The sequence below is a fragment of the Gemmobacter nectariphilus DSM 15620 genome (assembly GCF_000429765.1).
Lineage (GTDB): Bacteria > Pseudomonadota > Alphaproteobacteria > Rhodobacterales > Rhodobacteraceae > Wagnerdoeblera > Wagnerdoeblera nectariphila.
Map to the genome: position 1 here is coordinate 105,450 of NZ_AUCM01000004.1, position 11,416 is coordinate 116,865.

At 66.6% G+C, this 11,416-nt stretch carries 10 protein-coding genes; 5 read left to right on the forward strand and 5 right to left on the reverse strand.

All coding sequences use genetic code 11. From position 1 onward, the window contains the following. The first annotated feature begins 19 nt into the window (after nucleotides 1-19). Both dnaJ and radC read left to right on the forward strand, forming a co-directional pair. Nucleotides 20-1,165, forward strand: a complete 1,146-nt coding sequence (gene dnaJ, locus G481_RS0103555) for a molecular chaperone DnaJ (RefSeq protein WP_028028788.1) — start codon at nucleotides 20-22, stop codon at nucleotides 1,163-1,165. A gap of 137 nt (nucleotides 1,166-1,302) precedes the next feature. Further along, a complete protein-coding gene (radC, locus tag G481_RS0103560) occupies nucleotides 1,303-2,073 on the forward strand; it encodes a RadC family protein (protein WP_028028789.1) in 771 nt (256 codons plus the stop codon). Nucleotides 2,074-2,108: 35 nt separating this feature from the next. On the opposite strand, the gene G481_RS22735 is transcribed toward radC, so the two are convergent. From G481_RS22735 to secA, 3 genes are all read right to left on the reverse strand, one after another. Continuing rightward, the gene (locus G481_RS22735) at nucleotides 2,109-3,563 is read right to left on the reverse strand and encodes an OmpA family protein (protein WP_035025038.1); all 1,455 of its coding nucleotides are present in this window, start codon (nucleotides 3,561-3,563) and stop codon (nucleotides 2,109-2,111) included. 18 nt (nucleotides 3,564-3,581) lie between these two features. Continuing rightward, a complete protein-coding gene (locus tag G481_RS0103570) occupies nucleotides 3,582-4,484 on the reverse strand; it encodes a hypothetical protein (protein ID WP_028028790.1) in 903 nt (300 codons plus the stop codon). Nucleotides 4,485-4,573: 89 nt separating this feature from the next. Next, on the reverse strand, nucleotides 4,574-7,267 hold the full coding sequence (gene secA, locus G481_RS0103575; RefSeq protein ID WP_028028791.1) for a preprotein translocase subunit SecA: 2,694 nt from the start codon (nucleotides 7,265-7,267) through the stop codon (nucleotides 4,574-4,576). Between the two features lie 193 nt (nucleotides 7,268-7,460). On the opposite strand from secA, the gene G481_RS0103580 reads away from it, so the two are divergent. From G481_RS0103580 to G481_RS0103590, 3 genes are all read left to right on the forward strand, one after another. Continuing rightward, the gene (locus G481_RS0103580) at nucleotides 7,461-8,300 is read left to right on the forward strand and encodes a peptidylprolyl isomerase (RefSeq protein WP_028028792.1); all 840 of its coding nucleotides are present in this window, start codon (nucleotides 7,461-7,463) and stop codon (nucleotides 8,298-8,300) included. A 10-nt stretch (nucleotides 8,301-8,310) separates the two neighbouring features. Then, nucleotides 8,311-9,693, forward strand: coding sequence for a bifunctional glutamate N-acetyltransferase/amino-acid acetyltransferase ArgJ (argJ, locus tag G481_RS0103585; RefSeq protein ID WP_028028793.1), 1,383 nt, complete (start codon nucleotides 8,311-8,313; stop codon nucleotides 9,691-9,693). Nucleotides 9,694-9,793: 100 nt separating this feature from the next. After that, complete coding sequence (locus tag G481_RS0103590) at nucleotides 9,794-10,192, forward strand: (deoxy)nucleoside triphosphate pyrophosphohydrolase (RefSeq protein WP_028028794.1); 399 nt, start codon at nucleotides 9,794-9,796, stop codon at nucleotides 10,190-10,192. An 18-nt stretch (nucleotides 10,193-10,210) separates the two neighbouring features. On the opposite strand, the gene G481_RS0103595 is transcribed toward G481_RS0103590, so the two are convergent. Beyond that, the gene (locus G481_RS0103595) at nucleotides 10,211-10,675 is read right to left on the reverse strand and encodes a PTS sugar transporter subunit IIA (RefSeq protein WP_028028795.1); all 465 of its coding nucleotides are present in this window, start codon (nucleotides 10,673-10,675) and stop codon (nucleotides 10,211-10,213) included. Between the two features lie 55 nt (nucleotides 10,676-10,730). Continuing rightward, a complete protein-coding gene (hpf, locus tag G481_RS0103600; protein ID WP_028028796.1) occupies nucleotides 10,731-11,312 on the reverse strand; it encodes a ribosome hibernation-promoting factor, HPF/YfiA family in 582 nt (193 codons plus the stop codon). Between the last annotated feature and the right edge of the window lie 104 nt (nucleotides 11,313-11,416).

An 11,416-nucleotide genomic window follows, 5' to 3' on the forward strand; every position in this document is an offset into this window, starting at 1 on the left:
TGGCCCGAAGGGGTAGATCATGGCAAAACGTGACTTCTACGAGGTGCTTGGGGTTTCCAAGGGTGCCTCGGCCGAAGAAATCAAGAAGGCCTATCGGCAGAAGGCCAAAGAGCTTCACCCCGACCGCAACCAGGACAATCCCGACGCCGAGTCCCAGTTCAAGGAAGTGAACGAGGCCTACGACGTTCTGAAGGACGAACAGAAGAAATCGGCCTACGACCGCTTTGGCCATGGTGCCTTTGAAGGCGGCATGGGCGGGGGCGGCCCGCGTGGCGGCTTTGGCCAGCAGGGCGATTTCGCCAGCGCCTTTTCGGATGTGTTCGAGGATCTGTTCGGCGACTTCATGGGTGGCCGTGGCGGTCAAGGCGGTCGGGCGCGGGCGCAACGCGGGTCGGATCTGCGCTACAATCTGCGGGTGACACTGGAAGAGGCGTTCAAGGGCGTCCAGAAGACGATCTCGGTTCCGACCGCTGTCACCTGCGAGTCGTGCCATGGCACGGGCGCCGAAGGCGGGGCAGAGCCTGTCACCTGTCCGACCTGTTCGGGCATGGGCAAGGTGCGGGCGCAGCAGGGCTTTTTCACCATCGAACGGACTTGCCCGACCTGCGGCGGCGCGGGCCAGACGGTCAAGAACGCCTGCAAGGCCTGCGGCGGCGCGGGCCGGGTCGAGAAGGAACGCACGCTGTCGGTCAACATCCCGGCCGGGGTCGAGACGGGCACGCGGATTCGGCTGGCTGGCGAAGGCGAGGCCGGGGTGCGCGGTGGCCCGACCGGGGACTTGTACATCTTCATCGAGGTCAAGGAGCACCCGATCTTCCAGCGTGACGGCGTGCATCTGTATTGCCGTGTGCCTGTGTCGATCACCGCCGCCGCGCTTGGCGGCGAGGTCGAGGTGCCGACGATCGACGGTGGCCGGTCCAAGGTGAAGGTGCCTGCAGGCAGCCAGACCGGCAAGCAGATGCGCCTGCGCGGCAAGGGGATGCCTGCGCTGCGCGGTGGCGGCACTGGCGACATGCTGATCGAGCTGGCGGTGGAGACCCCAGTCAACTTGACCTCGCGCCAGCGCGAGCTGCTGCAAGAGTTCGAGCGGTTGTCGGAAGACAACAACCCGGAAGGGTCGAGCTTCTTTTCCAAGGTCAAGAGCTTCTGGGACGGCAAGCGGTGAAGGCGGGGGGCCAGCCCCCCGCCACCCCCCCGCAAGGGAGGGCTGTCTGCCCTCCCTTGACCCTCCCGAGGATATTTCCGGACAGATGAACGGGTGCGTTAACGCCTTGTTCACTGTCTTGCGGCACTCTGGGGCGCATGACACACGCCTTTGCCGAAGCCCCCTTGCCACTTTTCTCGACCGCCTCCGATGCGGAGGAAGCAGCTGGCGCCGCGCTGCAACGCGGGGCACGGTTGCCGTCCTATATCAAGGATCACCGTGCCCGGTTGCGGGCGCGGTTCATGACTGGCGGGGCCGCGGCGCTGCCGGACTATGAATTGCTGGAACTGGTGCTGTTTCGGGCCATCCCCCGGCAGGATGTCAAGCCGCTGGCCCATCGGCTGCTGGCAGAGTTCCATGATTTCAACGGTGTGATCACGGCGCCTGCCAGCCGGCTCGAGGCGCTTGAGGGTGTGGGCGAGGCGGTGATCTGCGAGCTGAAGGTGATCGAGGCGGCCGCCGCGCGGCTGGCGCGGGCGCGGGTGATGAACCGGCATGTGCTGTCGGGCTGGGACGCGCTGCTGGATTACTGTCACACGACCATGGCGCATCGCAGCACCGAACAGTTCCGGGTGCTGTATCTGGACCGCAAGAACGTGCTGATCGCGGATGAAGAACAGGCCCGCGGCACGGTCGATCATGTGCCGGTCTATCCGCGCGAGGTGGTCAAGCGCGCGCTGGAGCTGGATGCCAGCGCGCTGATTCTGGTGCACAATCACCCATCGGGGGATCCGACGCCGTCGGACGCCGATATCGTGATGACCCACCGCATCCGCGATGCTGCCGAGGCGCTGTCGCTGGTGCTGCACGATCACATCATCGTCGGACGCTCGCGCGAGACCAGCTTTCGCGCGCAAGGCTATCTTTAGGGCGGGACCGCGACAGCGGATCGCGGCCGGTCGCGTCAGGGCAGGGGGCGCAGCCAGACCTCGACCCGCCGGTTCAGCTGGCGCCCGGCAAGGCTGTCGTCGCAGGCCAGCGGGAAGGCCTCGCCCAAGGCTTCGGTGCGCAGGCGGGTTCCGGGCGGCAGGTCAGGGGTGATGGCCTCGAGCATGGTCGATACCGCCTCGGCGCGGGTTCGGGCGGCGGTCAGGTTGCGCTCGGCAGGGCCGGTGCTGTCGGTGAAGCCGATCAGCAGCACCTCATATCCTGCGGCGCTGCCCGTGGCGAGGGCGTCGGACAGGCTGTGGAGGGCCTTGTCAGAGCTGGCGTCCAGCGTGCCGGTGCGATCGTCAAACCGGAAGGTCAGGGCCAGCCGCTGGGCGCCGTCCAGCAGCGCAAGGGCAGATTGCAGATCGGCCCGGGTCAGCTCGGGGTTCGCGTCGCGCAGGGCATTGGCCAGGCGAATGCCCTGATCGGCCAGGGGTTTGCGCAGCAGGGCCGAGGGGGCGGGCAGCCCTTCGGCGGCCAGGGTCGCCTGAGCGGCCGGTGAGAACAGATGATCGGCAAAGGCGCGGGCGGCCGGGGGCAGCGGGCGGCCGGTTTCCAGCCAGCCGACAGGCAGCACCAGCGCGTGATCCCCGGCAGCGGCGGCAAGGGCGGACAGGTCAAGCACCAGGCCGCAATCCTGGCGCAGATCCCGCGCGATCAGCCCTGACGGCAGCGGCAGGGGCAGCAGCGCGGCGCCCCAGGGATCGCGGCCAAGGGCGGCGGCAAGCGCCGCCGGACTGGCCGCGCGGCGCATCTCTGCGGCCACCGGGCCAAGGGCCGCCTCGGCGCTGCGCTCAAGGGCGCTGCCGGCCGGTGTGGCGTGCCAGACCAGCGGGCGTGCCTCGCTGCCCAGGGTGTCCCAGCCGCCGCCTTGCGCGCGCTGTGCGCGCAGGGCGGTCAGGGGCACCGGACCGGGCGGGGCATCGGGGGAAGTGGCCAGCGCCAGGGGCAGGCGGGCGATGACGGCCCCCTCGGTGGAGAGGGCGGCATCCGCGGCCTCGGCGGCCAGCACCGGGGCTGCGGGGCCAGCAAGGGGCAACAGACGGAGGCGCAGCTGAGGCCGGCCTTCGCGCGACAGCTCCAGCTGCTGGGGCGTTTCGGTCAGGGTCAGCCCCTCGGCCCGGGCAAAGCTGCGGACCAGCGGCAAAAGGACGCGATCAGCCAGCCAGGGCTCTGCGGCAATCCGCAGCTGGGGGGCAAAGCGGGTAAGGTCGGGGCAGCCAGGCCCTTCGCAATCGACTGCGGCCGCATTGACGCTCAGACGGCCCCACTGGGTGTCGATCCGATAGACCAGACCGTCAAAGCTGATCAGCCGCCCGGACACCGCCAGCGCACCATCGCGGGCTGTCAGCGTCGCGTCCTGCGCTTGCGCAAGCGTTGAAAAGCAAAGCGCGGCGGTCGTGGCCGCCGCGCACAGGATGGCGCGCATGATCTGCCCGGGGTTGCCCTAGTTGGAGGCAAGTTTCTCTGCTGCGACCGGATTCGGCAAGACCACATACTCGCCGATGGCATCGCAGCCCGGCATCTCGATGGTCAGGTCGCGCAAGGTCAGACGGCCGCCGGTCAGTTGCAGCGTCTCGCCCAGAACTTCGCGCCCGCAGGTGGTGGCGGTGACGGCGGATTCGACATTCAGCGCCACATCGCCCGACAGGGCACGCAGACCGGCCGGGAAGGTATAGACCTCGGCCAGCAGCGGGCGGTCGGCGGTGGCATCGCCAAGGCGCGTCAGAAAGCCGCCTTCGGCCGAGGGCTTGGACGTGGTGTCGCCAAAAGCCTCGGTTCCGGTCCGGCGTTCGAAAGCATGTAGCTGGAAGGCATCTTCGGCCATCCATTGCACCCCGAAACGATCGAATTGTGCAAGATCGGGAACGGCGACGCTTTGGCTGACGCTGCTGCCATCGGCAAAGGCCAGCGTGACTTCGGCAGGATTGGTCAGCGCCGGGATAGACCCGATCAGCGTGCCGGCCGACGAGGTGCGCAGCGTCACGACCAGCCCGCCATGGCGCAGCATGACCCGCTGATCCGGGCGGCAGGCGGCCAGAAGACCAAGGTCCAGCATGGCGCCCGGCTGGGCGATCAGGGCCATGTCGTCGGAACAGGCGGGCGCCTCGGCGACAGCCGGCAGCGCAGCGGGCTCTGGCGCGGGCGAGCTGACCACGGGCGGGGTGACTTCAGCCACCGGCACCGGTTGCGGGGCCGGCTCTGCGACGGCCACGGGCGTGGCCTCGGGCGCGATCACGGCGGCGACAACGGGCTGCGGGCGCCCCTTGTCCTGGGATTGCATGACAAAGCCGGTTGCCCCGGCGACCGCCAGAACCGCTGCCACACGGATGATCCGTTGTTTTTTCATCTGACCGCTCCATCACCTTTCGGCACAGGGTGCAAACTGGCAATGGAAAGCGGCGACAGCATGGCAGCGGTGGGGAAACAATCGGCCGGTCAGGCCAGCCGACCGTGGCAATGCTTGAACTTCTCGCCCGATCCGCAGGGGCAGGGATCATTGCGGCCGGGGTTGCCCCAGGTATCCGGGTCGGCCTCGTCAAAGCCGGCCAGCGCGGGCTGGCGGGCCTCGATCTCGGCCGGGGCCGGGGCGGGGGCCATCATCTGCTGTTGCGCCATCATCTGGCGCATCATCTCGGCGCGTTCCTCTTCGGTCAGCGGACGGATGCGCGACAGGTGCTGCGTCACGTCGGCGCGCAGGCCATGCAGCAGGGATTCGAACAGCGCGAAAGCCTCGGTCTTGTATTCGTTCAGCGGGTCGCGCTGCGCATAGCCGCGGAAGCCCACGACAGACCGCAGATGTTCCAGCGTCAGCAGATGTTCGCGCCACTTGCCGTCAATGCCTTGCAGCAGGATCTGCTTTTCGATGTCGCGCATGGTCTCGGGGCCGAAAGCCTCGGCCTTTTCGGCCATCATGGCATCGGCGGCCTCGATCAGACGTTCGCGGATCACGGCCTGATCGACGCCTTCCTCGGCAGCCCAGGCGGCAATCGGCAGATCCATCGTCAGCTTATCGCGAACGGCGGCGATCAGACCTTCGGTGTTCCACTGGTCGGGATAGGCCTTGGGCGGCATGTATTGATCGACCAGATCCTCGATCACCTGATCGCGCATGTCCGCGACGGTTTCCGACAGATCTTCGGAGCGCATGATGTCGAGGCGCTGGCCAAAGATCGCCTTGCGCTGGTCGTTCATCACGTCATCGAACTTGAGCAACTGCTTGCGGATGTCGAAGTTGCGCGCCTCGACCTTGGCTTGCGCCTTTTCCAGCGACTTGTTCACCCACGGGTGAATGATCGCCTCGCCTTCCTTCATGCCCAGCGTGGTCAGCATCTTGTCCAGACGTTCCGACCCGAAGATCCGCATCAGATCGTCTTCCAGCGACAGGAAGAACGCCGAGCGGCCCGGATCCCCCTGACGGCCCGAGCGGCCGCGCAGCTGGTTGTCGATCCGGCGCGATTCGTGGCGTTCGGTGGCCAGAACGAACAGCCCGCCGGCGGCCTTGACCGCCTCTTCGTCGGCGGCATGGCCTGCCTCGACTTCGGCGCGGATTTCGTCGGGGTGGCGGTCCGGGGTGGCGGCAATCGCCTCCATGATCTTGAACTCGACGTTGCCGCCCAGTTTGATGTCGGTGCCGCGGCCGGCCATGTTGGTGGCGATGGTCACGGCGCCCAGCTTGCCGGCATCGGCGACGATCTTCGCCTCTTGCTCGTGCTGGCGTGCGTTCAGAACGTTGTGGGGAATGCCGGCCTTGGTCAGCAGCTCGGACAGCATTTCCGATTTCTCGATGCTGGTGGTGCCCACAAGGATCGGCTGGCCCTTTTCGTGGGCCTTCTGGATTTCCTTGACGATGGCATCGAATTTCTCGCGCGCGGTGCGGTAGACGGCATCATGGTCGTCCTTGCGCGCCACCGGGCGGTTGGTCGGCACCTCGACCACGCCCAGCTTGTAGATTTCCATGAATTCCTCGGCCTCGGTGGCCGCGGTGCCGGTCATGCCGGCCAGCTTTTCATAAAGCCGGAAATAGTTCTGGAAGGTCACGCTGGCCAGCGTGGTGTTTTCCGGCTGGATCTGCACGCCTTCCTTGGCCTCGATCGCCTGGTGCAGGCCGTCCGACAGCCGGCGCCCGCGCATCATGCGGCCGGTGAATTCGTCGATCAGCATCACCTCGCCATCGCGGACGATGTATTGCTGGTCCCGATGATACAGCTTGTGCGCGCGCAGGGCCTGCGTGACATGGTGCACGATGGTCGTCGATTCCGGGTCGTAAAGCGACTGGCCCTCGGGCAGGATCCCGGCGGCAAGCAGTGCCTGCTCGATGTATTCGTTGCCTTCCTCGGTGAAGGTCACGCTGCGCTGTTTTTCATCCAGCTTGAAATGGTCCTCGGTCACGCCGGGGATCAGCTTGTCGACGGCGATATACAGGTCCGAGCGGTCCTGCGACGGGCCCGAGATGATCAGCGGGGTGCGGGCTTCGTCGATCAGGATCGAGTCGACCTCGTCGACGATGGCGAAGTAATGGCCGCGCTGCGCCATTTCTTCCAGCCGACCCTTCATGTTGTCGCGCAGGTAGTCAAAGCCCAGCTCGTTGTTGGTCGCATAGGTGATGTCGCAGCGGTAGGCGGCGCGCTTTTCCTCTTCGGGCTGATAGGGATAGACCACCCCGGTCGTCAGCCCCAGCGCGCCATAGACCTTGCTCATCCAGTCGGCGTCGCGCTTGGCAAGATAGTCGTTCACCGTGACGACATGCACGCCCTTGCCGGTCAGCGCGTTCAGATAGGCCGGAAAGGTCGCGACCAGCGTCTTGCCTTCGCCCGTCTTCATTTCGGCGATATTGCCCTGATGCAGGAAGATGCCGCCCATCAGCTGCACGTCAAAGGCACGCAGGCCAAGCGCCCGCTTGGCGGCCTCGCGGCAGTTGGCAAAGGCTTCGGGCAGGATCGCATCCAGGCTTTCGCCTTTGGCCACCCGGTCCTTCAGTTGCGCGGTGCGCTCCTTCAGACCGTCATCGCTCAGCGCCAGGAATTCCGGCTCCAGTGCGTTGATCCTGGCGATCAGCGGGCGAACCGACTTGACCTTGCGGTCGTTGGGGGTGCCAAAGACCTTGCGCGCCAGAGTTCCGAAACCGAGCATGTGTATACGTCCCTTGGGAACGGCGCCGCCGTTCGTGATCCGCTGTGCGTATGAGGCGGGCTTGCCCACGACCCCCGGCTTGCCTAGAACAGCGCACAGGAGCAGGCATCCCCGCCACGCGACCCTCGCGATGTAAGGGGCTGCCCGCAAGGTGTCAACGCCGCCATGGTAGGCGGCATCCGGGGGAATGCTTATGAAACTTCGTGCAGGCGGCTTTGCGCTGGCGGTTCTGGGGGCTGCGTGGGCGCTGCCGGTCATGGCGCAGGATGCGTCGACCGTGGTCGCCACGGTGAATGGCACCGACATCACCCTTGGCCATCTTGCGGCAGCGCGCGCCCAGCTTCCGGCGCAATACCAGCAATTGCCCGATGACGTGCTGTTCCGCGGCCTGCTCGATCAGGTGATCCAGCAGACGGCTCTGTCGCAAGCGGCCGACAAGCTGGTGACCAAACGCGACGAGCTGACGCTGGAAAACGACCGCCGCGGCTATCTGGCCGGTCTGGTGCTGCAAGATGCCGTCAAGGGCGCCGTCAGCGACGAAGCCCTGCAGGCCGCCTATGACGCCAAATACAAGAATGCCGCGCCCGGCATGGAATACAACGCCGCCCATATCCTGGTGAAGACCGAGGAAGAGGCGAAGAAGCTCAAGGAAGAGCTCGACAAGGGCGCCGATTTCGCCGAACTCGCCCGCCAGCATTCGACCGATGGGTCGGCCGCGGGCGGTGGCTCGCTGGGCTGGTTCGGTCTGGGCATGATGGTCAAGCCCTTCGAGGATGCGGTCGTCGCGCTCAAGGCCGGCGAGATCGGCGGCCCGCTGCAAACCCAGTTCGGCTGGCACCTGGTCAAGCTGAACGAGACCCGCGCGGCCGAAGCGCCCAAGCTGGAAGAGGTGCGCGACGAACTGGCGGCCGAGCTGGAACAGGCCGCGATCGATGCCCGCATCAAGGCCGCGACCGACGGGGCCACCGTCACCCGCACGGTTGACGGAATCGATCCGGCCCTGCTCAAATCCCCGACGCTGTTCGGCAACTGAGGGTAACGCCATGGGCGCGAAGGACTGGAAGGCCAAGGCCAAGGGCCTCAAGAAAAAGCTCGACAAGCTGAAGAAGCGCGTCGAGACCGCCGCCGGGGAAACCGCGGCCGCCGTGACCGCGGTGGCCGAGTCGGCGGTGGTCAACGTCAAGACCCCGCCAGCCGTCTCGCCCTTGGCACCGGCGGCCTTTCCCGACCTGCCGGTGATCGACGGGGTCGAGTTTGCGGCGGCTGCGGCCGGCGTGCGCTACAAGGGCCGCACCGATGTGATGCTGGTGCGCCTTGCGCCCGGAACCTCGATCGCCGGGGCCTTCACCCGCTCGTCCACCCGCGCGGCCTGCGTGCTGGATGCCCAGGCCAAGCTGTCGGGCAAGGTCTCGGACGATGGCGCGGCGATCCTGGTCAATTCGGGCAATGCCAATGCCTTTACGGGCGCCGCAGGTCAGGCCAGCGTCGATGCGCTGACCGCGGCGGTTGGCGCCAAGCTGGGGATCCCGGCCGAGCGCGTCTTCACCTCGTCCACCGGCGTGATCGGCGAGCCGCTGCCGCATGAGCGCATCGCCGCCGCGCTGGACGATCTGGTCGCAGGCCTTGCGCCCGACGGCATCGCCGGCGCTGCCCGCGCCATCATGACCACCGACACCTTCGCCAAGGGTGCCGCGGCCGAGGTTCAGGGCGAAGGCGGCGCGATCCGCATCGCCGGGATCGCCAAGGGCTCGGGCATGATCGCGCCCGACATGGCGACGATGCTGGTCTACATCTTCACCGATGCCAAAATCGCCCCGGCCGTGCTGCAAAAGATGGTCAGCCGCCAGGTGGACGACACGTTCAACTGCATCACGGTCGACAGCGATACCTCGACCTCGGACGCGCTGATCGTTGCCGCCACCGGCGCCAGCCCTGCCGCCGAGATCAAGGATCTGCGCAGCAAGACCGCCCGGGACTTTGAAATGGCCCTGCGCGGCGTGATGATGGATCTGGCCCAGCAGGTGGTCAAGGATGGCGAGGGGGCGACGAAATTCGTCGAAATCCGCGTGACCGGCGCCGCTGACGCGGCCGATGCCCACAAGGTCGCCATGTCCATCGCCAATTCGCCGCTGGTGAAAACCGCCATCGCTGGCGAGGATGCGAACTGGGGGCGGATCGTTGCCGCCGTCGGCAAATCGGGGGCGCGCGCCGACCGCGACCTGCTGTCGATCAGCTTTGGCGATATCCGTGTGGCCGAAAAGGGCTGGCGCAACCCGGACTATTCCGAAGAGGCCACCTCGGCCTACATGAAGAACCAGGACTTGGTGATCTCGGTCGATCTGGGCCTTGGCAGCGCGGCGCGCACCGTCTGGACCTGCGATCTGACGCATCGCTACATCGACATCAACGCCGATTACCGCTCCTGAAACGGGGCGGGCGCGCCCCTTTCATCTGTCCCCAAATATCCCGCGGGGGTCCGGGGGCGCGAAGCCCCCGGTTCTCCGGCCGCCAACCGGAGCGCCGACCATGAAGCTTGTCCTTGTCACCGCCGTTGCCCTGATCGACCCGGATGGCCGCGTGCTGCTGGCTCAGCGCCCCGAAGGCAAATCGCTGGCCGGCCTGTGGGAATTTCCCGGCGGCAAGGTCGAACCCGGCGAGACGCCCGAATCCGCCCTGATCCGCGAGCTGCACGAAGAGCTGGGCATCGACACCTGGGCCAGCTGCCTCGCGCCGCTGACCTTTGCCAGCCACAGCTATGACGATTTCCACCTGCTGATGCCGCTGTTCGCCTGCCGCCGCTGGCAGGGCACGGTCACGCCGCGCGAAGGGCAGGGGCTGAAATGGGTGCGGCCCGACCGTCTGGCCGACTATCCGATGCCGCCGGCCGACATCCCGCTGATCCCCATCCTGCGCGACTGGCTCTAGGCCAGTCACGCGGCTGCCTCAGGCGGCGGCCTTGGGGCGGGCCTCGGTCAGAATGGCATACAGCGTGCCGGACTGCCCATTGGCGCGCAGCTTGGCGCACACGCCCGGATCGCGCATGGTGCGCGAGATCAGCGCCAGCGCCTTCAGATGCTCGACCCCGCTGTCCTTGGGGGCGAACAGCGTGAAGATCAGATCGACCGGCTGACGGTCGACGCTGTCGAAGTCCATCGGCTTTTCCAGCCGCACAAAGACACCAACGATCTGTTCCAGACCTTCAAGCCGGGCGTGAGGCAGGGCGATGCCATGGCCAACGCCGGTCGGCCCCAGGCTTTCGCGTTCCAACAGGCCATCGACGGCAACCGCAGGGCTCAGGCCATAGACCGACGCGGCCATGTCGCCAAGATCCTGAAAAAGTCGCTTCTTGCTGGTCATGCCGGCCAGCACGCGCACGGCTTCGGGCTTTAGGATTTTAGCGATGTCCATATCGTTCCGATTGTCGGGGGGCAAAGGCGCGCCACAAAGGGCGCGCCCGCCGCCGTTACTTGCTGTTGCGGGGGTCGATCCAGCCGATGTTGCCGTCTTCGCGGCGATAGACCACGTTCACCCCGCCATGCCCTTCGTTGCGGAACACCAGAAGTTTCTGACCCGACAGTTCCAGCTGCATCACCGCCTCGCCGACCGAAACCTCGGGAACCCGGGTTTCCATCTCGGCGATCACGATGGGCTGAAGCATGTCGTCGGATTCTGACGATTCTTCCGGCTCCTCGGTCGCGGCGAGGATATACGCGGCGCCCGCGCCGAATTCAACAGGCTCCGACCGGCGCGCGTGGTGGTCGCGCAGGCGGCGCTTGTGGCGGCGCATCTGCTTGTCCAGCCGCTCGCGGCAGCTTTCGAAAGCGGCATAGATTTCCGGGGCATGCCCCTTGGCCTGCACCGTCAGCCCGGTCGAAAGGTGGATGGTGGCTTCGCACACCATTTCATACGCATTGCGCGAGAACACGACGACTGCCTCGGTCGGGCGTTGGGCGTATTTCTCGACCGTTTCGCCCAGTTCCGCCTTCACATGGGTTTGCAAGGCCTCGCCAATGTCGATTTGCCTGCCGCTGATCTGGTACCGCATGTCGCCTCCTTCGTGCGGGATGGCCGGATGGGGCCTGCATTGTGCAGGGGATCCGGCCGGTGGTCGTCTGGGATCGGGGCCAGCCGTTCCGGAAGCCTGCCTGC